The 22,026-nt window shown below is 68.5% G+C and carries 16 protein-coding genes and 1 pseudogene; 8 read left to right on the top strand and 9 right to left on the bottom strand.

Going from position 1 to position 22,026, the window contains the following annotated elements:
* Position 1: 1 nt before the first annotated feature.
* Complete coding sequence (locus ABD104_RS05580) at positions 2-2,344, top strand: sulfatase-like hydrolase/transferase (RefSeq protein ID WP_087837341.1); 2,343 nt, start codon at positions 2-4, stop codon at positions 2,342-2,344.
* 21 nt (positions 2,345-2,365) lie between these two features.
* On the opposite strand, the gene ABD104_RS05575 is transcribed toward ABD104_RS05580, so the two are convergent.
* From ABD104_RS05575 to ABD104_RS05555, 5 genes are all read right to left on the bottom strand, one after another.
* On the bottom strand, positions 2,366-2,749 hold the full coding sequence (locus ABD104_RS05575; protein WP_087837340.1) for a WYL domain-containing protein: 384 nt from the start codon (positions 2,747-2,749) through the stop codon (positions 2,366-2,368).
* Between the two features lie 141 nt (positions 2,750-2,890).
* Positions 2,891-4,696 carry an alkaline phosphatase D family protein gene (locus ABD104_RS05570; RefSeq protein ID WP_279819837.1) on the bottom strand — a complete coding sequence of 602 codons (1,806 nt, stop codon included), beginning with the start codon at positions 4,694-4,696 and terminating at the stop codon, positions 2,891-2,893.
* An 89-nt stretch (positions 4,697-4,785) separates the two neighbouring features.
* A complete protein-coding gene (locus tag ABD104_RS05565) occupies positions 4,786-5,211 on the bottom strand; it encodes an organic hydroperoxide resistance protein (RefSeq protein ID WP_087837338.1) in 426 nt (141 codons plus the stop codon).
* A 156-nt stretch (positions 5,212-5,367) separates the two neighbouring features.
* The gene (locus ABD104_RS05560; RefSeq protein WP_087837337.1) at positions 5,368-5,829 is read right to left on the bottom strand and encodes a MarR family winged helix-turn-helix transcriptional regulator; all 462 of its coding nucleotides are present in this window, start codon (positions 5,827-5,829) and stop codon (positions 5,368-5,370) included.
* A 74-nt stretch (positions 5,830-5,903) separates the two neighbouring features.
* Positions 5,904-6,818 (bottom strand): LysR family transcriptional regulator, encoded by a 915-nt coding sequence (locus ABD104_RS05555; RefSeq protein ID WP_087837336.1) that lies wholly within the window; start codon positions 6,816-6,818, stop codon positions 5,904-5,906.
* A 147-nt stretch (positions 6,819-6,965) separates the two neighbouring features.
* Here ABD104_RS05555 and ABD104_RS05550 point away from each other — a divergent pair, with 147 nt between their 5' ends.
* The 4 genes from ABD104_RS05550 (at position 6,966) to ABD104_RS05535 (ending at position 10,719) form a co-directional block, all read left to right on the top strand.
* Complete coding sequence (locus tag ABD104_RS05550) at positions 6,966-8,129, top strand: ABC transporter substrate-binding protein (protein WP_130360867.1); 1,164 nt, start codon at positions 6,966-6,968, stop codon at positions 8,127-8,129.
* A 7-nt stretch (positions 8,130-8,136) separates the two neighbouring features.
* Positions 8,137-9,162 carry an aromatic ring-hydroxylating oxygenase subunit alpha gene (locus ABD104_RS05545; protein WP_279819827.1) on the top strand — a complete coding sequence of 342 codons (1,026 nt, stop codon included), beginning with the start codon at positions 8,137-8,139 and terminating at the stop codon, positions 9,160-9,162.
* A gap of 231 nt (positions 9,163-9,393) precedes the next feature.
* A complete protein-coding gene (locus tag ABD104_RS05540) occupies positions 9,394-9,822 on the top strand; it encodes an RcnB family protein (RefSeq protein WP_207958613.1) in 429 nt (142 codons plus the stop codon).
* Positions 9,823-9,858: 36 nt separating this feature from the next.
* Positions 9,859-10,719, top strand: a complete 861-nt coding sequence (locus ABD104_RS05535; RefSeq protein WP_243724457.1) for a spermidine synthase — start codon at positions 9,859-9,861, stop codon at positions 10,717-10,719.
* Positions 10,720-10,737: 18 nt separating this feature from the next.
* On the opposite strand, the gene ABD104_RS05530 is transcribed toward ABD104_RS05535, so the two are convergent.
* Positions 10,738-11,862 (bottom strand): ABC transporter permease, encoded by a 1,125-nt coding sequence (locus ABD104_RS05530; RefSeq protein ID WP_279819821.1) that lies wholly within the window; start codon positions 11,860-11,862, stop codon positions 10,738-10,740.
* Position 11,863: 1 nt separating this feature from the next.
* Positions 11,864-13,228 carry a TolC family protein gene (locus ABD104_RS05525; protein ID WP_165963099.1) on the bottom strand — a complete coding sequence of 455 codons (1,365 nt, stop codon included), beginning with the start codon at positions 13,226-13,228 and terminating at the stop codon, positions 11,864-11,866.
* Between the two features lie 492 nt (positions 13,229-13,720).
* Here ABD104_RS05525 and ABD104_RS05520 point away from each other — a divergent pair, with 492 nt between their 5' ends.
* The 3 genes from ABD104_RS05520 (at position 13,721) to ABD104_RS05510 (ending at position 17,065) form a co-directional block, all read left to right on the top strand.
* Positions 13,721-15,097, top strand: coding sequence for an aspartate aminotransferase family protein (locus ABD104_RS05520; protein WP_087837331.1), 1,377 nt, complete (start codon positions 13,721-13,723; stop codon positions 15,095-15,097).
* 136 nt (positions 15,098-15,233) lie between these two features.
* On the top strand, positions 15,234-16,193 hold the full coding sequence (locus tag ABD104_RS05515; RefSeq protein ID WP_207958612.1) for a GNAT family N-acetyltransferase: 960 nt from the start codon (positions 15,234-15,236) through the stop codon (positions 16,191-16,193).
* Positions 16,190-17,065, top strand: a complete 876-nt coding sequence (locus ABD104_RS05510) for an arginase family protein (RefSeq protein WP_087837330.1) — start codon at positions 16,190-16,192, stop codon at positions 17,063-17,065. The genes ABD104_RS05515 and ABD104_RS05510 overlap by 4 nt, the downstream gene beginning before the upstream one ends.
* Here ABD104_RS05510 and cphA read toward each other — a convergent pair.
* Together cphA and ABD104_RS05500 are read right to left on the bottom strand one after the other, a co-directional pair.
* Positions 17,019-19,640: a cyanophycin synthetase gene (cphA, locus tag ABD104_RS05505; protein WP_132979433.1), complete on the bottom strand. Its 2,622-nt coding sequence runs from the start codon at positions 19,638-19,640 to the stop codon at positions 17,019-17,021. The genes ABD104_RS05510 and cphA overlap by 47 nt on opposite strands.
* A 62-nt stretch (positions 19,641-19,702) precedes the next feature.
* A pseudogene (locus tag ABD104_RS05500) lies at positions 19,703-21,841 on the bottom strand (cyanophycin synthetase); the annotation flags it as partial.
* Positions 21,842-22,026: the final 185 nt, after the last annotated feature.

The raw sequence follows: 22,026 nt of genomic DNA, 5'->3' as shown, positions 1-22,026 counted from the left end.
CATGAAAACGATACCGTGCGCCAAGCCGACCATCCTGTGCGCGGCGGCCGCGGCCGCATCCGCGCTGCTGCTGTCGAGCTGCTCGGACGACAGCGGCGCCAAGCCCTCGCCGCAGGCGCAGCAGAAGCCCAACATCCTGTTCATCGTGATCGACGATTTCGGCCTGGATCAACTGACCTCGTATGGCTACGGCGGCGCCGTGCCGCCCAGGACGCCCAACCTGACGGCCATCGCCAAGGCCGGCCTGCAGTTCCGCAATGCCTGGGCCATGCCCACCTGCACGCCGACCCGCGCCACCTTCTTCACCGGCCGCTACCCGTCCAGCACCAACATCCTGAACGCGGTGGTGTCCACCGACCTGGCCAATTCCGAGATCTCGCCCTACGAGGTCACGCTGCCCAAGCTCCTGCGCACCCAGGGCTATACCAGCGCGCTGATCGGCAAGATGCACCTGACCGGCTCCGACCTGGGCACCGCCGCCAACCTGCCGTACGGCCACCAGACCATGTGGAAGCTGGGCTGGGACTACTTCGACGGCTATCTGGACGGTGCCCCCTATCCGATCGACACGCGGGCGGGCCTGGCCACCGTGGCCGAAGGCACCTACAAATGCGGCTTCGTGTCGAACACGACGATGGACCCCGTCAACGGCGCCGACGGCGGCGCGTGCTATTTCGCGACGGGCAGCTGCGAGTCCATCACCCGCAGCAGCGACATCGTCACGCCGGGCCGCAGCTGCATGGAACGCGGCGGGATCTTCGACCCCGGCCAGTCCTGCCAGGGCGCCCGGCCCGGCTACATCGACTTCAGCGCGCAGAACGGCTACTACACCGGCGAGTTCATCCAGAGCTGGGCCGACGGCACCTCGCGCAAGGTCACGGCCACCGATCCGTCCGCGCGCGGCTATCGCAGCACCATGGAGACCGACCGTGCCGTGGCCTGGGCCCGTGGGCAGTCCACGGACACGCCCTGGATGATGTCGGTCGGCTATTCCGCCATCCACGCGCCGCTGCAAGTGCCGCCCCTGTCGCTGGTGTCGGAATCGACCCCGGGCCGCAACGACAACCTGCTCTGCTCGCCGGCCAGCGACATCGAAGGCGCGCCGGGCCGGATCACGGCGCTGATCGATGACCACATCGTCACCAACCTGATGGTCGAGGCCATGGACAAGGAGATCGGCCGCCTGTTGGTGGAACTGGGTCTTGCCACCTGGAACGGCGACGGCACGCTGAACTACCAGCCGGAGAAAACCAACACCGTGGTGGTCGTCATGGGCGACAACGGCACCTACGTCAACAGCGTGAAGTTCACCGCGCCGGGCCGCTTCGACCCCACGCGCGCCAAGGGCTTCCCCTACCAGACCGGCGTATCGGTGCCGTTGCTGGTGGCCGGCCCGATCGTGAAGGAGCCGGGCCGGGAGGTGGCGCACCAGGTCAGCTCGCCCGACCTGTACCAGTTGTTCGCGGAAATCGCCGGGGCCGATGTCAAGGCAGGCGTGCCCGCCAACCGCCCGGTGGACGCCCAGCCCATGCTGGCCTACTTGACCAACCCCGGCCAAGGCGCCATCCGCAGCCTGAATTTCTCCGAAATGGGTACGAATTTCACCAATCCTGCCAGCGACATCACGCCCCAGCCCTGCGTCGTGGAAGCGGCCAATGCCTGCTTCACCATTTTTCCGAACAAGGCCTTGTGCGAAGACCAGAGCGGCGTCTGGTACGGGGCGGGCTCCGGGCTGGCGGGCGTGCCCGCGGAAGGTTTCAGCCAATGCGGACAGGTGCTGTCCTACCGCAAGGCGCTGGACGCGGACGACGCGGTGGACGTCCTGCCGGATTCACAGAAAGCCGTCAGCGACGGCAGCTACAAGCTGGTGCGCCTGAACCGCAAGACCTATACGGTGGACACCGCCAATCCGGTCAACTCGGCATATGTGGAAAACCGGAACACCGACGAACTCTACCGGATCGACATGGCCGTTCCCGATCCCACGCTGGACCGGAGCGGCAGCGCCATCGCCACGGGCTCGCCCACCATCACCGCCGCGCTGGATGCCCAGGCGCAGCAGGCCTATGCCGCCTTGAAGGCCGAGATGGACCTGCGGGACCGCGTGGCGGCCTACAACTACAGCTACGACTCGCTCAACTGTCCGGGCGACGGCAACCGCGACGGCGTGGTCGACCAGAAGGACCTGGACAACTGGATGGAGCTCAGCCGGTTGAACCTGCACGAGGGCGTGGCCCAATCCAGCTGGTACGACCTCAACCACGATGGCAAGACCGATGACGCGGATCGCGCCATCATCCAGGCCAACCTGGGCAGGTCGTGCAAGCTGACCGTGGCGGGGTGAGCGCGGGCGGCAACCGCGGACTCAGATCGTCCGCAGCCACCTGCCGCGGCTCTTGCGCTGCTGGCTGGCCAGCGGCGGCAGGTCGAAGGGACGGTCGTCGTCGAAGGGCGATTCGTACGGCGTCCTGATCAGTCCGGCCAGCTTGTAGGGCGGAGACGGCAAGGGTTCGAAGCGCTGGCCCGTGCGGACCAGGCGATTCATCCTGTCGGCGTTGTACAGGCGCCAGCCGGGCGGATCGCCCGAGCGGCCGTCCAGCTGCCAGGCGATCACGATCAGCGTGCCGTCGGTGGTGGAGCCCAGGCTGTGGGGATGGGCTATGCGCGTGGCGCCGTGGTAGTGGAACTGAAGTTCGGACCGGACGGCAATGGCGGCGGACAAGAGGGTGGAGCGGGTTTCGTTGTGCATCGCAGTTCGGGTAATCCTGGTGGATTGCCTTGATGGTAGCGCCTGAAAAACCGGATCGCCAGAAAAATGTTGCGATGCACAAATAAGGGTCAAGGCGCACCATGAAGGCGCGCCCGGAACCCTGTCGTGGTGCTTGGGAGATCAGACCTCGACCAGCCTGCGGTTCGACGCGCCCGGCAGCGTGGCGAGACTCTTGCCCAGCGACGCCCGATAGTCGCGGGCATGCACCGTGTCGACGTACTGCCAGTCGGCGCGGATGCGTTCGGGCGTGACGGTCAGGACCATGTAGCCGCGCAGGCTGGTGTCGGCGTATTTCAGGCTGCCGGCCCACTTGTTGCCTGCGGCCAGGGTGGACAGGTTGGCCAGGCCGGTCAGCAGGGCCGCCAACTGGCCCGCAGGCACGCCGTCGCCCAGGTATTCCTCGAAGCCGGGAGAGGTCACCGACGACGCGGCGAACTCCACGCCCACGGCGTTCCCGTCCTTGTCGCGCAGGTCGCTGGCCCATGCGTTGTGGGTGTCCCCGGCCAGCACGACCAGGTTCTTGTCAAGTTGCCGCGCCATCCCCAGCACGGTCTCGCGCGCGGCCCAATAGCCGTCCCAGGAATCGAGGTTGTACGGGATGCAGGGCATGGCCAGGATGGCGCGTTCCTGCGCGGTCAGGGTCGGATCGCCGGCCTGCTGCCGGGCCACCAGCCGGGCATAGGCGGCGGGGTCCATCGCGAACTGGGCGGGGATCTCGACGTCGCCCAGTTGGCCGGTCGAGGCCAGCAGGCCCAGCAGGACCGGCATGGGCAGGTGCACCGGCGCCATCAGCACCTGCTGGCCCAGGATTTGCCAGGTCGCCTTCGAGGCGGCCATGCGGTCGCGCAGCCAGGTGGTCTGCGCCTGCCCCATCAGTTGCCGGCCAGGCGCGGCGACGTCGGCGGTGAATGCGGCGGCGAACTGCGCGAGACCGGCGGCGGGGTCGGGATTGCCGAGCAGCGCGCCGAAGTAGCGGGTGTAGGACAGCTGCCTGGCGCGGGCCAGGACGCGCGTATCGAGCATGTGGAGCGACAGCAGGTCGCCGAAGTCGAAGCTGCGGTAGATGACGTTGGGCGCCGACTGCGGTCGCGTGGGCAGCCACTCGTGGTAGGCGCGCACGGCGGCCGCCTTGCGCAGCGCAAAATCGCCCTCGGTATCGGGCTGGTGGTTCTCGGCGCCGTTTTCCCAGGTGTCGTTGGCGATCTCGTGGTCGTCCCACACGGCGATGAAGGGCAGGGCGGCATGCACCGCCTGCAGGTCGGGGTCGCTGCGATACTGGGCATAGCGGCGTCGGTAGTCCGCCAGCGAGACGATCTCGTTGGCGGGTTCGGACGGCCGGCCCATGGCCTGCGCCTGTTCCGAGGCATAGCCGTCGCGGCCGTATTCGTAGATGTAGTCGCCCAGGTGGATGGCGGCGTCGAGGTCCCCGCGCCTGGCGGCCTCGGCGTAGACGTGGAAATAGCCGGCCGGGTAGTTGGAACAGGAGAAGACCACCAGCTTGGCCTGCTTGACCGGGCCGGTGGGCAGGGTACGGGTGCGGCCGATGGGCGAGACCTTGTCCTCGTGCTTGAAGCGGTACCAGTAGACCGTCCCCGCCGCGAGCCCGGCGACGTCGACCTTGACGGTGTGGTCCTGGTCGGCGCGGGCGCTGGCCGCTCCGCTCTTGGCGATGTTCTTGAAGGCCTCGTCGGTGGCCATTTCCCACTTGATGTCGACGTCGCCGCCGCCGGCCGGGACGGCGCGGGTCCAGATGACGACGCGGTCGGCCAGCGGATCGCCGCTGGCCACGCCATGGGTGAAGCCGACGTCGACGGGATGGTCATCGTCGCCGCCGCCGCAGGCGGCCAGGGCCAGGGAAGAGGCGGCGCCGGCGCCGCCCAGGGCGACGCCGCGCAGGAAGCGGCGGCGGGCAAGAGTATCGGTCATGTTCGTCGTGTTCGCGTGGGGAAGACGCCGGGCAGGCTACCCGCCGCGGGTGACAACGAAGTGAACGATCCGCGCCGCCGCGCGGCGGGTCAGACCACCGTGAGCGTGACGTCGATGTTGCCGCGGGTCGCGTTGGAGTAGGGGCACACGACGTGGGCCTTCTGCACCAGCGATTCGGCCGTGGCGCGCTCCAGGCCCGGCAGGGAGATCCTGAGTTCCACCTCGATCGCGAAACCGGTCGGAATGGGACCGATGCCCACCGCGCCTTCGATCTGCGTGTCCGCTGGCAGGCCGACCTTCTCCTTGGCGGCGACGAACTTCAGCGCACCCAGGAAGCATGCCGAGTAGCCGGCAGCGAACAGCTGTTCCGGATTCGTGCCGGGGCCGCCCGCGCCGCCCAGTTCCTTGGGCGTGGACAGGCGCACGTCCAGCGCGTTGTCGGAAGAGGCGGCCTTGCCGTCCCGGCCGCCGGTGGCCGTCGCGTGGGCAACATAGAGGACTTTTTCGATGGGCATGATGAAACTCCTGGAAGGGCTCGCAGAGCCATGGGTGGCGGTTGGGGATGCAGTCGGCCGCCACCCCGGCCGGCTACATGTGTATTTAGCGATTTAATCGTGTGCTATTTAAATGCCGTGACGCGCCATGCGGATCTCCGGTTGGGCCGCCATGTCTCAGCCGTTCTTCAACAGGCTGTCCCGCAGGGCCTCCAATTGCTGCTTGGTGGCGGCGAGCTGGGCAGGGGTGCATGCGCTGGCGCACAGGACGGCGGAAGGAACCGAAGCGGCCTTGGCCTTGAGCGCCCGGCCTTTCGGCGTCAGCGTGACGAGCACCTGGCGTTCGTCTTCCTTGCCGCGCGTGCGGGCGATCAATTCCATGGCCTGGAGCCGCTTGAGCAGGGGCGTCAACGTGGCGGAATCCAGGAACAGCCGCTGGCCCAGCTCGGAAACCGTCAGGCCGTCCCGTTCCCATAGCACCAGCATGGCCAGGTACTGGGGATAGGTGAGCTCCAGCTTGCCCAGCAACTGACGGTAGAGCTTGTTCATCGCCAGGTTGGTGGAGTACAGCGCGAAGCAGAGCTGGTTGTCCAGCGACAGCGGCGCGGACCTGGCGGCGGCTTGGGGTTTCGCATTCATGCCGGCAGTATAGATAGCGAAAAATTAAATCGCAAGCGATTTAATTGATGGAAACATGCCGCATGCCGGTGCCGTCACGGCATGGCCGGCGCCGGTTCTCCCAGGACGCCCTGGATGAGCGTGCGCAGCCAGATACTCTTGGGGTCGTCGTGGAAGCGCCGGTGCCAGTACTGCTTGAGGTCGTAGCGGCGGATGGGGAAGGGCGGTTCGACGATGCGCGCGTTGGCGCTGCGCACGTGCAGTTCGGCCACCGCGCGCGGCAGCACGACGATGAGGTCGCTGTCGTTGATCAGCGTGCCCAGGCTCATGTAGTGCGAGGTGCGCAGCGCGATCTTGCGCTCGATGCCGCGGGCGGCCAGTTCCTGCTCGAACATTTCCTGGCTGCGCCCGTCGTCGCGCACCAGCACGTGGTCCATGCCCAGGAATTCGTCCAGCGTCATGCGCGGGCCGGCCAGTGGATGGGCCTGGCGCACGAGGCAGGTCAGGTCGTGCGAATACAGCCGCTGCTGGAAGATGAAGTGGGATTGCAGGTCGGGGAAGTAGCCCAGCACCGAATCGACGCGGCCTTCGTACAGGGCGCCTTCCAGTTCGGCCGGCAGCAGGCCGATGGTGCGCAGGCGCGCGCCGGGTGCCTCGGCGCGGATGCGCCGGTAGAGGGCGGGCAGGAAGACCGCCTCGCCGATCTCGCTCATGCACAGCGTGAGTTCGCCGTCGAAGCGGGACGGCGAGAACTCGGGGTTGGGCAGGATCTCGTGGTCGATGACCTGGATGACCTCGCGCGTGCGGGCAATGATGTGCTGTGCGCGCGGCGTGGCTTCCATGCGGGATCCGCGCCGCACGAACAACTGGTCGCCCAGGGATGCGCGCAGGCGCGACAGCGCGGCGCTGGCGGCCGGCTGGCTCATGGCGAGGCGCTGCGCCGCGGCGCTGACGCTGCCGGTGTCGTAGATGGCGACCAGCACGCGCAGCAGGTTCAGGTCGGTCTTCATGTCGCGGATATTATCTGAATATCAAATAGTCGATATTAGAAATATTTGCTATTGGAATTCTGTTGGCGCCGTTAGATTGCTGGCTGGGCCCCCGGCCGGGGGGGGCCATCCAAGAACGAGGCGCCAGGCGCCGACAGGAGACGATGCATGCAAGCAAGATATCCGCTGGCCGCGGCGCTGGCCTGGGCGTGCCTGGCTTCGGGGGCGCAGGCCCAGGTCAGGATCGGTTTCATGGGAGAGCTGTCCGGTCCGCAGGCCATGCTGGGCCAGGACATGTACGACGGCTTCATGCTGGCGGTGGAACAGGAAGGCGGGAAGCTGGGTGGCATTCCCGTGGCCATCGTGCGCCGGGACAGCCAGCTCAAGCCCGAGGTCGCGACGCAGATCGCCGACGAGTTGATCGAGCGCGAGAAAGTGGCGCTGGTGGCCGGCATGACGTTCTCGAACGTGGCGATGGCGGTGACCCGCAAATTCGCCGCGGCGCAGGTGTTCATGGTGTCCGGCAACGCCGGACCGTCGCCCACGGCCGGATCCGCCTGTTCGCCTTTCTTCTTTTCGGCGGCCAAGCAGAACGACCAGTTCGCCGAGGCCAGCGGCACCTATGCCAGGCAGCAGGGCTATGCGCGCGTGATCGCGCTCGCGCCCAACTATCAGGCCGGCAAGGATTTCGTGGCCGGTTTCAAGCGCAACTACGGCCAGCCGCTGGCCGACGAGATCTACACCCCGCTGGCCCAGCTGGATTTCTCGGCCGAGATCACCCGCATCGCGGCCGCGCGGCCGGACGCGGTCTATGCGTTCTACCCGGGCGCCAACGGCGTGGCCTTCGTGCGTGCCTATGGGCAGGCAGGCCTGCTGGGCAAGATCCCGCTGCTGACCAATGCGGCGGCCGACGGCACCAACCTGCCCGCCCTCAAGGAGGCCGCGCTGGGCGTGTTCAACAGCAGCAACTGGGGGCCCGACCTGCCCAATGCCGAGAACCGGCAGTTCGTCGCAGCCTTCGAGGCCAAGTACGGCCGCATTCCGTCCGAGTACGCGGCGCAGTCCTACGATTCCGCGCGGCTGATCGGCTCGGCGCTGAAGGCCACCGGCGGCAAGGTGGACGACAAGCAGGCCCTGGGCAAGGCCTTGCGGGCGGCGGATTTCAAGTCGGTGCGCGGCAATTTCCGCTTCAACACCAACAACTACCCGATCCAGGATTTCTACATGTTCGTGGCCGCGCGCGATGCTCAGGGGCGGGTCAGCCTGAAGACCGTGTCCAAGCCCTTGTCCGACGCCAAGGACAGTTTCCACGCGCAATGCCGCATGTCGTGAGGATGGCATGGAGTTCCTGAGAAATTGCTGGTACATGGCGGGCTGGAGCGAGGAGCTCCCCGCCGGGACGCTGCTGCCGCGCACCTTCCTGGAGCAGCCGGTGGTGCTGTTCCGCCGCGGGGACGGCGCACCCGTCGCCCTGCTGGACCGCTGCCCGCATCGGGTGGCGCCGCTCAGCCGCGGCACGCTGGCCGGCGATACGCTGCGCTGCATCTATCACGGCCTGCGCTTCGATGCCGGCGGGCGCTGCGTGGAGAACCCGCACGGCGCCATCCCGGCCAAGGCCGGCGTGCCGGCCTTTCCGATGGCCGAGCGCGACGGCGTGCTGTGGATCTGGATGGGAGTGCCTGAGGCCGCCGACGCCGCCCGCGTGCCCGACCTGGGCCACATGGCGCGCGTGCCTGCCACCGCGCAGTCGCGCGGCGCCATGCCCTCGGCGTGCCATTACCAATTGATCGTCGACAACGTCGCCGACCTCAGCCATGTCGAGTATCTGCATGCGACCACGCTGGGCGGCGGCGCCTTCGTCGAGAACCGTCCCGTCGTATCCGAGCAGGGCACCGAGGTGGTCATCGAACTGCGCAGCCAGGGACAGCCGGCGCCGCCGGTCTACGACCGTTTCCTGCCGCAGCCGGGCGTGCTCGTGGACTTCGTCAATCGCGTGACCTGGAGTCCCGCCGGACTGCTCAAGCTGGATATCAGCGTCACGCCCATGGGCGCGCCCGCCGAGCAGGGCCTGCGTACCTTCAATGCCCATATCGTCACGCCCGAGACGCGGACCTCGTCCCACTATTGGTACTGGTTGACGCGCGAGTACCGGCAGGACGACGAGGACATGACCCGGCTGCGGCATGCGCTGATGACGCGCGTCTTCGTCGAGGAGGACAAGCCGGTGATCGAGGCGCAGCAGCGGCTGCTGGGGGGCACCGACCTGTTCGACGCCCAGCCGGTGTTGCTGGCCACCGATACGGGCTCGATCCGCATACGCCGCGTCCTGAGGCAACTGCTCGAGCAGGAGCGCGGCCCGGCCTGAGCGGCGCGTGTCGCGGCGGCGGGACGGTCCGCCCGGCTTATTGCAACATCGCCCGGCCCGCGCCGCGCCTGGAGATTCCGTCCGCGGGGCCGCCGCGCGCACACGTTTGATTACGTATGTAGCAATGTATCAATATTGCCGCGGTGTACAGTCAGCTTGCCGAAAGCCAAGTGTGCTCGCCGCTGCGTACGCGGCGGCGCAGGCGGCGCCGGGTTAGAAGGAAACGACATCATGATCAAGAAGACGCTGGTGATTGCGATGGCCTGTGCCGGCCTCGCGCTGGGCGCTGCGGCCCAGGCCAAGGGAGACCGTTGGGATCGCGGCCACGGTCACGGCCATTACGACAAGCACGACCGGGGCGGCCATCGCCATTGGGACGACCGCCGCCGCGACCGCGACTACCGCCATGGCTACCGCGACGGTTATCGCGATGCGCCGCGCGTCGTCCATCGCGGCTGGGCGCCGCCTCCGCCGCACCGCTGGGCGCGCGGCGACCGCCTGCCCAACTACCATCGCGGCGGTTATTATGTCGTGAACGACTGGCATGCCCATCGGCTCTATCGGCCGCGTCCGGGCTACCAGTGGGTGCAGATGGGTTCCGAGTACCTGCTGGTCGCGATCGCTTCCGGCGTGATTGCCAGCATCATCCTCAACAACTGACGGCCCTTGTCCGCGAGGACATCGGAGCGGGAATCCATGTCCATGCGGCATACGCGCCTCGCGGCGCGCGTGGCGGTCCTGGCGCTGGCGGCGGCAACGCCGCTGTCGGCGCAGACCATTCTCCACAACGAAAAATCGGCCTTCGAGGACATCGTCGTCTACGAGTCCCGGGGCGAGCGCTGCATGAAGTTCGGCAGCGTGCATGCGCCCGGGCGCCAGACCTGCCAGTTGCCGGCGCGGCCCGAACAGCTGCTGTTCGACTACACCCGGATGATGATGGCCTCGCTGTACCTGCGCCCGGACCCGCAACGCATCCTGGTGATCGGCCTGGGCGGCGGCAGCCTGCCCATGGCGCTGGCCAGGGTCGTGCCCAAGGCCCGCATCGACGTGGTCGAGATCGATCCCGCCGTGGCCCGCGTGGCCGAACGCTTCTTCGGCTTCCGGACAGGGCCGTCCATGCGGGTGGAAGTGGCCGACGGACGTGCGTTCGTAGAGGCGGCGGCCCGGCGCGGCGACCGCTACGACATCGTCATGCTCGATGCCTTCGACGAGACCTACATTCCCCGGCACCTGTCGACCGTGGAGTTCATCCGCGAGGTGCGGTCCATCCTGCGGCCCGACGGCGTGCTGGCGGCCAACACGTTCGCGTCCAGCGGCTCGTACGCGAGCGAATCGGCGACGTATGCCGAGGTGTTCGGGCCGTTCTACAATCTGCGCGGCGCCAACCGGGTGGTCCTGGCCTCGGCCGGGGCGCTGCCCGGCCAGGAGGAGGTGGCGGCGCGCGCCCGTTCGTTGCAACCCGCCCTGGCCCCCATGGGCATCGATCCCGATCGCCTGCTGCCGATGTTCTCGACCCGCCCCGACTGGCCCCAGGACGCGCGGCCGCTGCGCGACTGAGGCGGCCTTACCGCTTGGTCAGCGCAGCAGCGATGCCGGATCCTCGCGATGCAGGCGCCGGACCGCGAACAGCCCGGAGATCAGCGCGATCGCCATGACGAGGATGGCGCACACCGTTGCCACCGCGGGCGTCATGCGCACCGGCACGTTCTGCCCGCGCGCGATCGTGAGCAGGACGACGCACAGGATGGCGGCCAGCGCGGTGCCGGTCACGCCCACGCCGAACGCCTGCTTGAGCACCACCGTGCGCAGCGACGAAGCGCTGACGCCCATGGCCTTGAGCGTGGCGTAGGCACGCATGGAGCCGGCGATGGCGGCGATCAGGGTCTGGCTGGTGATGGCTGCGCCCGCCAGGAACACCACGCCGGCCAGGAACAGCACGCCAGCGCCGGCGCCCGTCTGCAGCAGCCAGTACAGCTGCGTCTTCTTGGAAAACTCCTTGCTGCTCCAGACCTCGTAGGCGCCGAAGCTGCGCTGGTTCGCGATCCGTTCGCGCACCGCTTCGGCTTCCGACGGGTTGCGCACCTTGGCGACGAAGTAGGTGGGCAGGTCGCCTTCGTCCGGGGTGCTGATCAGCCGCGCCGTGTCGGACGAGGCCAGCACGTTGGCGCCGTCCAGGGCGCGCAGGCCGCTGATGACGCCGATGACACGCACCGGATGGCCGTTGAGCGTCGCCTGTCCGCCTTGCCGCGTACCCAGCTTGTGCAGGTCGGCGCGGTCCACGACGATGGTGCCGATCTCGGCCAGGCGTTCGCGCATCTCGGGCGACAGCAGGCGCGCGAAAAGCATGCTGCCCGGCCGGACGTCCACGCCCGAGACGGCCACGCTCATCCCGCCATGCACCTCGGGGCTGCGCCATTCGGCCGAGCGCAGGTAGAAGGGTTCCACGGCCGCGACGCCGCGGTCCATGCGCAGGGGCATCTCGATGTCGGGGTTCAGCGGCAGGCCCTGGTCGATGCTTTGCGTGCCGGGCGAGCCTATCCAGATGTCGGCGTCGGACGCGGTGATGTAGACCGCCGCGTTGCCGAAGATGCCCAGTACCAGGCTGGCCTGGGCCAGCAGCAGCAGGCCCGAGAAGGCCACCGCCACCACCGCCGGCAGGAAGCGCGGCCATTCGTGGATGAGAGTCTTGCGTGCGAGCATGTCAATGATCGTGGGGGGAAGCGGCGGCGGAGGATTGTTCCTCGCCGCGCCAGGCCGGGGCGCCGCCCACGGCCTTGTGCAGCGAGATGAACGCGAGGTCCCGCGCCAGCGTGGTGGCCGACAGCGCCAGCTGGGCCTGGATGCGGCGCGAGGCGAGGTCGGCGTTGTCGAATTCGCTCGACAGCTTCGAGGCCGTCAGCCGCCCGGCGTGGTCGGCGGCCCGGCCGATCGCTTGCAGCGCGCGTTCCTCGGCTTCGCGGCGTTGCCGGTAGTGGTCGAGTTCGATCAGCGCCGACTCGGCCTCGGACAATCCTTCCAGCACGGCCTGCCGGTAGGCCAGCAGGGCGGCATCGAGTTCGTCGCTGCGGGCGTGCGCGGCGGCCTGCCGCTGGCCCCAGTCGAACAGCGGGATGTCGATCAGCGGCCCCAGCGAGAAGATCGTCTGGGTATAGGTAGGCGTATTGCGCCGGTTGAAGTTGTTGGCGAAGTTGCTGGCCACCGTCAGCGAACCGCCTATGCCCAGCCGGGGGTAGAGGTCGGCCCGGGCGATGCCTAGCGCGCCCGCGGCATCCAGCACGCGCGCCTGGGCCATCTGGACGTCGGGACGGGTGCGCAGCATGTCGGCGGGCGTGCTGGCGATCGCGGCCAGCGTGGCGGGGGGCGTGGCGACGGCCGGCTCGCGGGTCCAGGCGGGGTCGGGCTCGTGGCGGCCCAGGAGCACGGCCAGCTTGAGCGCGCTTTGCCGCACGGCCATGCCGGGGTCGGCCAGCGAGGCCCGGGCCTGTTCCAGCGCGGCCTGGGTCCGCTCGACGTCCACGCGCGACGCGAGGCGCGTACGTTCCCGTAGCGAGACAAGTTCTACCTGGCGTTCCTGCAGAGTGACCGCTTCCTTCAGCAATCGCTGCCGGGCCTGGGCGCTGCGCAGCTCGCGCCAGGCGCGCACGACCTCGGCGGCGACGCTGACGCGCGCGCCCTGCAAGGTGGCGGCGGCCGCGTCCACGCTGGCGCGGGCCTGCCGTTCGGCGCTTTCGCCGCGCCCGAACAGGCCGAATTCCCAGGTGGCGTCGAATCCGGCCTGGAAGTACGAACTGCTGGCGTCGGCCGCGACCGCGTCGCGCGTGCGGAAATTCAGGTTGGGCAGGTAGGGCGCGTTGGCTGCGTCATGCAGTTTGCGCGCGGCCTGCAGGCGGGCATGGGCCTCGGCGATGGTCAGGTTGCCGGCCAGCGCCTGCTCCACCAGGCCGTCGAGCTGCGGGTCGCCGAACGCCTTCCACCATTCGGCGGGCGCGGGTGCGGCCGCGCCCGGTGCGGCATTGCTCCATTGCGCGGGGACGTCGGCATGCAGGTCCGGGGCCGGAACGCTCACGCAGCCGGCCAGGGCGGCGGCCGCCAGGACCAGCGCCCATCGGAGGCCGGGGCGAAAAGGAGGGCACTGCGGAATACGGGAAAAGGGCATGGCCAGGCGCGCAGAGGAGCTGTGGGGCGTGGAGGCGGTAAGCGGCCCCGGCGACGAGGGGCGAAATCGCGACAGGCGTGATCTTACTGTCTGTTGGGCATCGGGCGCGAGCGGCGCGATATATCGGGCGCCGGGCAGCTATAATTCCGCGGCAGGAGCGTCTTACTGAATGGTAATGGAAATGTCCACCATGGCCGTTTACCCTATGCGCCTCCTGCAACAGGCGCAGCCCACCGGCCGTGTCGACGATGGCAGTCCACGGCTTTTCTGCGATACTGCGCAACGGCGGAGGGTCGGGAAGGTCGCCGGGGACTTTCCCGTGTACTTCCCAGAACGATAAGCGGTGGGCGCCCAGCCCACAAGGCCCGCGGCCGCAACTGATCTCCCCCGAGGTTTCCCTTAATGAGCTCCGAATCCCAACTGCTTGCCGACGAAGCGCAATACTGCTCGTTCGGTGATACCGTCCATTACGTCAATCCGCCGAAGATCTTCGATCGCTGCGAAGGCAGCTACATGTACGATGCCCAGGGCACGCCGTACCTGGACCTGCAGATGTGGTATTCGGCCGTCAACTTCGGCTATGGCAACGAGCGCCTGAACAACGTGCTCAAGAAGCAGCTGGACGTGCTGCCCCAGGTCGCCAGCCAGTACCTGCATCCGACCAAGATCGAGCTGGCCAAGGTCATCGCGCAGGACGCCGAGCGCAAGTTCGGCTACAAGGGCCGCGTGCACTTCAACGTCGGCGGCTCGCAGTCCGTCGAGGACTCGCTCAAGCTGGTGCGCAACGCCACGGAAGGCAAGAGCCTGATGTTCGCCTTCGAGGGCGGCTACCACGGCCGTACCCTGGGCGCCTCGGCCATCACCTCCAGCTACCGCTACCGCCGCCGCTACGGCCACTTCGGCGAGCGCGCCCACTTCGTGCCGTTCCCGTATCCGTTCCGCCGCCCGCGCGGCATGACGCCCGAGGAATACAGCGAACATTGCGTGGCCGGTTTCGCCCGCCTGTTCGAGACCGAATACAACGGCGTCTGGGACCCGAAGGTGGGCCAGGCCGAATACGCCGCGTTCTACGTCGAGGCCATCCAGGGCACCGGCGGCTACGTCGTGCCCCCGCCCGATTTCTTCAAGGGCCTGAAGAAGGTGCTGGACCAATACGGCATCCTGCTGGTGGTCGATGAAATCCAGATGGGTTTCTACCGTACCGGCAAGCTCTGGGCCATCGAGCACTTCGGCGTCAAGCCCGACGTGCTGGTCTTCGGCAAGGCGCTCACGAACGGCCTGAACCCGCTGGCCGGCCTGTGGGCGCGCGAAGAGCTGATCAACCCCACGGTGTTCCCGCCGGGATCGACCCACTCCACCTTCGCTTCCAACCCGCTCGGCACCGCCGTCGGCCTGGAAACCATGAAGATGCTGGCCGAGGTCGACTACGAGGCCATGGTGATGGCCAGCGGCAAGCACTTCCTGGAGGGCCTGAAGGACCTGCAGAAGCGCCATCGCGAGATCGGCGACGTCGACGGCCTGGGCCTGGCCCTGCGCGCCGAGATCTGCACCGAGGACGGCTTCACGCCCAACAAGGCGCTGCTGGACCGGATGGTGGACATCGGCCTGTCCGGCGACCTGGACTACAAGGGCAAGAAGATGGGCCTGGTCCTGGACGTCGGCGGCTACTACAAGAACGTCATCACGTTCGCGCCTTCGCTGCACATCACGCCGGAAGAGATCGACCAGGGACTGGCGCTGCTCGACCAGTTGCTGACTCGTGCAAAGAACGGCGGTTGAGGTTGCCGGTCCGGGGGCGACCCCGGACTTCCTGCGGCCGTACCTGAACAGGTTGGAACCCGAGGGGCTGGTAGGCCATTTCCTGGCTTGCCCGCCCCAAGGCTTTTCTGCGTGGGTGACCGCCAGCGGCGGCCCGATGTTCCGCGCCCGCTTCGACCTGCTGACCACTGCCGACGACGGTGCCAAGCGCCTCGTGCGGCGCCTGCCGGGCTTCCGCTTCTGGAAGGGCCTGCTGCAGCCGCGCACCGCGTTCGTCGGCACGACCGTCTCGGAATACGCATTGCTGGCCGCGGGCACGGATCCCGTGCGCCTGGCCGCGCAACTGAAGGCCGAGCACGGCGGCCAGCAGCCGTTCCTGATCGTCAAGGACCTGCCGCAGGACTCGCCGCTGCTGAGCGCTGAGGAAAACGACTACGCGGCGGCGCTGGCCCAGGCCTGCCAGGCCGAGGGCTTCGTGCTGGTGGAAGGCCAGGCGCTGGCCTACGTACCCGTGGATTTCACCAGCCTGGACGCTTATCTGGAAAGGGTGTCCTATTCGCGGCGCAAGAACATCCGCCGCAAGCTGCGCTCGCGCGCGGGGCTGGACATCGAGCGGGTCATGGCGGGCGATGCCCGGTTCACGCGCCCCGAGGTGCTGCGCGAGTTCTATGCGCTGTACCGCAACGTCTACGACCAGAGCGAGATGCATTTCGACCTGCTGACGGAAGACTTCTTCCAGCGGGTCCTGCAGGATGGCGACAGCGGCGGGATCATTTTCGTGTACCGGCGCGAAGGCCGGATGATCGGCTACAACATCTGCTTCGAGTGCGACGGCAACCTGGTCGACAAGTACATCGGGTTCCGGTATCCCGAGGCGCGGGACAACAACCTGTATTTCGTCAGCTGGATGGTCAACCTCGAATACGCGCTGGAACGCGGCTTGCGCCATTACATCGCCGGCTGGACCGATCCCGAGGTGAAATCCTACCTGGGGGCGTCGTTCACCTTCACCCGGCACGCCGTCTACATCCGCAATCCCCTGCTGCGGGCCGTGCTCAAGCGCTTCGCCGGGCGTTTCGAGGGCGACCGTACGTGGAGCGAGGGCGACAAGTCATGAATGCGGCTCCGCTGGTGCTCGATTTCGACGATGCCTGCGGCCACGTGGCCGGCGCCACGGTGCTGCCGCTGCAGTCCTGGCAGGAGTCCGTGCGCTTCGGGTGCTCGCTGGCCACGTTCCGCGCCCTGCGGCGCGAGCTGGACGGCGCGATGCCCGCGCAGCATGGCACGGTGCTGATGGGCAGCGGCGATTTCCACCACCTGAGCTGGCCCCTGATCGAGCGCATGCGCGCGCGAGGGCCGTTCCGCGTGGTGGTGTTCGACAACCATCCGGACAACATGCGCTATCTGTTCGGCATCCACTGCGGGTCGTGGGTGCGCAGGGTGGCCGCGCTGCCCTTCGTGTCGCACGTCCATGTGATCGGCATCACGTCGGGCGACGTGGGCTGGTCGCACAGCTGGGAAAACTATCTGCGTCCGCTGGCGGGCGGCAAGCTCAGCTACTGGTGCATGAACGTGGATGCCGGCTGGGCCCGGCTGCTGGGCCTGGGCGGCGCCGTGCGCAGCTTCGACGGCCCGCAGGCGCTGATGGATGCGGTGCTGCCCGTCCTGGCGGCCTCGTCCGAGCCGACCTATGTCTCGATCGACAAGGACGTGTTCCACCCCGAGGTGGCGCGCACCAACTGGGACCAGGGCATCCTGCGCGAGGAGCACGTGGCCCGGGCGCTCGAGGCGCTGTCGGGCCGCGTGATCGGCAGCGACATCACGGGCGAGGTCTCGCACTACGAGTACCGCGCCTGGTGGAAGCGGTGGCTGAGCGCCGCCGACGGCCAGGAGGCGCCATCGGCGGAACTCCTGGCGCAATGGCAGGCCCAGCAGCACGCGCTCAATGCGCGATTGATTGGCCTGCTGGCTGCCGCATCGCCGCATTGATCGCGCAATCCGCGGCGATGCGCTGCTCGATGTGGGCCAGCGCTTCCTCCACCTGATCCACCAGGATCAGGCACAGATCGCCCGCCCCGAGTTCGTCCATGGCCGTGTCGATGGCCAGGAACTCCCCGCGGATCTCGCGTACGTCCTGCGCGCGGGTCGCGCCCGCCAGGCCCTCGCGCAGCAGGGCCAGCACTTCGCCATCCTCGCGGCCGCGCTGGCACTGGTCTTCGTACAGCACGACCTGGTCGAAGGCGGTGCCCAGGATTTCGGTCTGTCGCCGGATGTCCACGTCGCGGCGGTCGCCGGCGCCGCTGATCACCACCGAACGCCGCTTGGCGGGCATGCGCTCGATCGCGCGCACCAGCGCCTGGATGGCGTCCGGGTTGTGGCCGTAGTCGGCGAAGATCGTGGCACCGCGGAACTCGAAGCGATTGAAACGGCCGGGCGCGGTCTGGGCGTCGTTCACGAAGCTGGCCAGGCCGCGGCGGATGACCTGCCAGTCCAGGCCCAGCGCCCAGGCGGCGGCGATGGCCGCCATGGCGTTCTCGACCTGGAAGTCGATCGCGCCGTCGTAGGTCAGCGGGATGTCGGCCAGCGCGATGCGCTGTTCCTCGGCGCCGCGCGCCGCGACGATGGCTTGCCCGTCGCGATAGACCACGCGCTGGTTCTTGGCGCGCTGGGTGGTGATCAGCGTGTGCTGGCGGTCGCTGGAGAAGAAGATCACCGAACCGGGGCAGCTGTCGGCCATGTTGGCGACGTTGGGGTCGGTGGCGTTGAGCACGGCGGTGCCGGTGGGCGCCACGTTCTCGACGATCACCCGCTTGACCACCGCGAGATCCTCGACCGTGCTGATGAAGTTCAGGCCCAGGTGGTCGCCCATGCCGATGTTGGTCACCACCGCCACGTCGCAGCGATCGAAGCCCAGTCCCTCGCGCAGGATGCCGCCGCGCGCCGTCTCGAACACGGCCGCGTCGACGTCGGGGTGCAGCAGCACGTTGCGGGCGCTGCGCGGCCCGCTGCAGTCGCCCACGTCGATGCGCTGCTGGCCGATGTAGACGCCGTCCGAATTGGTCATGCCGACCAGATGGCCGTTGACGCCCTGCAGATGGGCGATCAGGCGCACGGTCGTGGTCTTGCCGTTGGTGCCGGCCACCGCGACCAGGGGGATGCGGCCGTCGTCCTCGGGCGCGAACATGTCGGCGATGACGGCCTCGCCCACGGCGCGCGGCTTGCCGTAGGACGGGGCGAGATGCATACGCAGGCCGGGAGCGGCATTGACTTCCACGATGGCCCCGCCCTGGCTTTCCAGCGGCTTGATCACGGTGCCGGCCACGACGTCCACGCCGCAGATGTCCAGGCCCACCGTGCGCGCCGCCGCGATGGCGTGGGCGGCGAACTCGGGGTGGACTTCGTCGGTGACGTCGGTGGCCGTGCCGCCCGTGCTCAGGTTGGCGTTGTTGCGCAGGATGACCAGCGCGCCCTTGGGCGGGACCGAGTCGGGAGTGTAGCCCGCCTTGGCCAGCGTCGCGATGGCGATGTCGTCCAGGCGGATCTTGGTCAGGCTGGTGGCGTGGCCCTCGCCGCGGCGAGGATCCTTGTTCACTTCTTCCACCAGTTCGCGGATGGTGTGCACCGCGTCGCCGAACACCTGCGGCGGATCCCGCCGCGAGGCCGCGACCAGGTTGTTGCCCACCACCAGCAGGCGGAAATCGTGGCCGGGAATGTAGCGTTCGACCAGGACCGCCGAACCGTACTTTTCGGCCACGGCATAGGCCGCCAGGACCTGCTCGCGCGTCGAGATGTTGACCGCGACGCCCTTGCCCTGGTTGCCGTCGCGCGGCTTGACGACCACGGGGGCGCCTATCTCCTGCGCCGCCGCCCAGGCGTCCTCGGCATCCTCGACGGGGCGGCCCTCGGGCACCGGGACGCCGGCGGCATGCAGCAGCGTCTTGGTCAGTTCCTTGTCCTGGGCGATCGATTCGGCGATGGCGCTGCTGCGGTCCATTTCGGCAGCCTGGATGCGCCGCTGCTTCTTGCCCCAGCCGAACTGGATCAGGCTGCCCTGGGTCAGGCGGCGGTACGGGATGCCGCGCTGGACCGCCGCCTGCACGATGGCGCCGGTGCTGGGACCGATGCGGACGTCCTCGTCCAGGTCGCGCAGCTTGGCCAGCGCGGCCTCCAGGTCGAAGGGCGTGTCCTGTTCGGCGGCCTGGCACAGTTCGAGCGCGAATTTCAGGGCCAGCCTGCCGACTTCTTCCTCGGTGTACTCGACCACGACCTGGTAGATGCCCGCGTCCAGCGTGGGGACGGTGCGCACGAAGGTGACCGGGCAGCCGGCCTGCGATTGCAGCCCCAGCGTGGCGAGCCCGAGCGCGCGTGCCATGGACACGGAGCGTTCCTGTCCCGCCGGCTGCAACAGGCCGATGGCGGGAAAGCGGGCGCGCAGGCGCGCCTCGAAGCCGGGGATGCCGGCGATGGCGCGCTCGGCTTCGGTGCACGAGACGATCGCCTCGAGCGCGGTGCGCCGGCTCCACAGGTTGGGGCCGCGCAGCGCGCGGATACGTGAGACTTCCATGATGTTCTTCCTGTGCGTTTCCCAGGCTTTCAGGCCGCGGCGGCCGCGGGGGCCGGCATGCCGTAGGTTTCGATCCCGGCGCGGATGCAGTCCCGCGGCAGGTCCAGCGCCCAGCCCGCGGCAACGGCGGCCAGGACGCTTTCGATCGGCAGGCCCGGCTGTCCGGCCAGGCAGGGCACGGAGGCAAGCGGGGCCAGGAGGGTTTCGTCCGCGCCGTGGGCGAGCACGATGGAGCCGGCGCGTACGAAGACCGCGCGCTTGCCGGCGGCCAGGTGCTCGGCGATGCGGGGCAGCTTGCCGTCGCGCGCGAAGAACATCACCTCGCCGTCGCACAGCCGGGCCATGTCGGCCACCAGTTCGTCGGCGGCGTTCAGCACGGCGCAGCCGGTGGGCAGCACGACGTCGACCTGGGTGCGCAGCACGTTGAAGATCTGCTGCGGCTCGACGATGGACAGGTCCGGATGCGTCTGCGCGGGGTCCAGGTTGGTCACCACGCCGACCTGGCAGCGGTCGTAGGCCAGGCCTTGCGTCAGGATGGCGCGCGCGCCGTTCTCGATCGCGGCCGCTTCCATCAGGGGGTTCATCAGCGCGCGCTGCACGGCGCTCCAGCCGGCGGGGGCGCGATCGACCTGGCGGTGGTCGAAGTACAGGCCCTGGCTGGACGCCGTGGCCACGCGGCGGCCCGACAGCCGCAGGAATTGCCCGACCAGGTGCACCACGCCGGTCATGCCGTGGCTGCCGGACACGCCCACCAGGGGGATGCGGCCTTCGGCGCCGTTGGGAAACAGGTGGTCGACGATGGCGCGGCCCACGGGACGGGGCTTGCCCTCGGCCGGCTTCAGGTGCATCAGCAGGCCGGGGCCGGCGTTGACCTCGACGATGGCGCCGCCCTGTTCCTCGAGCGGCCGCGAGATGTCCTCGGCCACCAGGTCCACGCCGGCGATGTCCAGGCCGACGATGCGCGCCGCCAGCCGCACGTGCGCCGCGACCGAGGGGTGGACTTCGTCGGTCACGTCGAAGGCGACGTTGCCGTTGCGCTGGATCAGGACTTCCTTGCCGGCGGGCGGGACGGAGTCGCCGTCATAGCCCTGGCGTTCGAGTTCGATGCGCGCGGCGGAGTCCAGCGCGACCAGGTTCAGCGGATGCTCTTCGGTGTTGCCGCGGCGCGGGTCCGAGTTGAGCTGGCTGCCGATCAGCTGCTGGATCGTGGAGCGGCCGTCGCCGATCACCGAGGCCGTCTTGCCGCGCGCCGCGGCCACCATGCGGTCGCCCACCACCAGCAGGCGATGTTCGTTGCCGGGCACGCAGCGCTCGACGATCACGCCGCTGCCTTCGCCGCTGGCCACGTCGAATGCGGTCTCGATGGCTTCGCGCGTGCGCAGGTCCAGGAACACGCCCCGGCCGTGGTTGCCGTCGCTGGGCTTGACCACCACCGGCAGGCCGATTTCCTGCGCGGCTTCCCACGCGTCGTCCTTGCTGTCCACGGCGCGTCCCTCGGGCACGGGGACGCCGCAGGCCTGCAGCAGGCTCTTGGTCAGGTCCTTGTCGCAGGCGATGCCTTCGGCCACGGCGCTGGTGCGGTCGGTCTCGGCGGTCCAGATGCGGTGCTGGGCGGCGCCGTAGCCGAACTGCACCAGGTTGCCCTGGTTGAGGCGGATGTAGGGAATGCGGCGGTCCTCGGCGGCCTGCACGATGCTGGCGGTGCTGGGGCCCAGCCAGTGTTCGTTGACGAGGTCGCGCAGGGCCTCGATGGCCGCCGGCACGTCGTAGGGGCGGTCCTCGATCGCGGCCATGACCAGATCGCGCGCCGTGTGGAGCGCGGCGCGCGTGACTTCTTCCTGGTAGGCGCTGACGATGACGCGGTAGACCCCGCGGGTGGACGTCTCGCGCGCCTTGCCGAAGCCGCCCGGCAGTCCGGCCAGGTTCTGCAGCTCCAGCGTGACGTGTTCCAGGATGTGGCCCGGCCAGGTGCCTTCGCGCACGCGGCGCAGGAAGCCGCCGCGTTCGTCGTAGCTGCAACGGTGCTCGATCAGCGTCGGCAGCCAGGCCTCCAGCCGTTCGTAGAAGCCCGGGATCAGGTTGGACGGAAAGTCCTCGAGCTCCCCGATGTCCACCCAGGCCTCGAGGACGGGCGGATAAGTCCACATGCTGGGTCCGCGCAGGGACAGCACATCGAGGAATTCAATGTGTTTGCGTTTCATGACGAAAATGGGTCTGGAGCGGGGCGCACGGCGCGGAACGGAAAACCGGGGCGTGCAGGCGGCGCGGACAGGCTGAGAAGTTGGGACGAGGGTCCGGGTGGAACGATGCGAGCTGGGTGTACGCTCTCGGGGCGTACTCGAGTCAATCCGATGACAATCGTAGATGAGCGGAAATGTATTGCCCC

Source organism: Pigmentiphaga daeguensis, from assembly GCF_039523035.1.
GTDB lineage: Bacteria > Pseudomonadota > Gammaproteobacteria > Burkholderiales > Burkholderiaceae_B > Pigmentiphaga > Pigmentiphaga daeguensis.
Note: the sequence above shows the minus strand (reverse complement) of the source record. Positions and strands in the feature narration are given on the sequence as shown.

Bases quoted from the DNA above. Each gene is read 5' to 3' on its own strand.
- ABD104_RS05580 (WP_087837341.1), top strand. From the start codon at position 2: ATGAAAACGATACCGTGCGCCAAGCCGACCATCCTGTGCGCGGCGGCC.
- ABD104_RS05575 (WP_087837340.1), bottom strand. From the start codon at position 2,749: ATGCACAACGAAACCCGCTCCACCCTCTTGTCCGCCGCCATTGCCGTC.
- ABD104_RS05570 (WP_279819837.1), bottom strand. From the start codon at position 4,696: ATGACCGATACTCTTGCCCGCCGCCGCTTCCTGCGCGGCGTCGCCCTG.
- ABD104_RS05565 (WP_087837338.1), bottom strand. From the start codon at position 5,211: ATGCCCATCGAAAAAGTCCTCTATGTTGCCCACGCGACGGCCACCGGC.
- ABD104_RS05560 (WP_087837337.1), bottom strand. From the start codon at position 5,829: ATGAATGCGAAACCCCAAGCCGCCGCCAGGTCCGCGCCGCTGTCGCTG.
- ABD104_RS05555 (WP_087837336.1), bottom strand. From the start codon at position 6,818: ATGAAGACCGACCTGAACCTGCTGCGCGTGCTGGTCGCCATCTACGAC.
- ABD104_RS05550 (WP_130360867.1), top strand. From the start codon at position 6,966: ATGCAAGCAAGATATCCGCTGGCCGCGGCGCTGGCCTGGGCGTGCCTG.
- ABD104_RS05545 (WP_279819827.1), top strand. From the start codon at position 8,137: ATGGAGTTCCTGAGAAATTGCTGGTACATGGCGGGCTGGAGCGAGGAG.
- ABD104_RS05540 (WP_207958613.1), top strand. From the start codon at position 9,394: ATGATCAAGAAGACGCTGGTGATTGCGATGGCCTGTGCCGGCCTCGCG.
- ABD104_RS05535 (WP_243724457.1), top strand. From the start codon at position 9,859: ATGTCCATGCGGCATACGCGCCTCGCGGCGCGCGTGGCGGTCCTGGCG.
- ABD104_RS05530 (WP_279819821.1), bottom strand. From the start codon at position 11,862: ATGCTCGCACGCAAGACTCTCATCCACGAATGGCCGCGCTTCCTGCCG.
- ABD104_RS05520 (WP_087837331.1), top strand. From the start codon at position 13,721: ATGAGCTCCGAATCCCAACTGCTTGCCGACGAAGCGCAATACTGCTCG.
- ABD104_RS05515 (WP_207958612.1), top strand. From the start codon at position 15,234: ATGTTCCGCGCCCGCTTCGACCTGCTGACCACTGCCGACGACGGTGCC.
- ABD104_RS05510 (WP_087837330.1), top strand. From the start codon at position 16,190: ATGAATGCGGCTCCGCTGGTGCTCGATTTCGACGATGCCTGCGGCCAC.
- cphA (WP_132979433.1), bottom strand. From the start codon at position 19,640: ATGGAAGTCTCACGTATCCGCGCGCTGCGCGGCCCCAACCTGTGGAGC.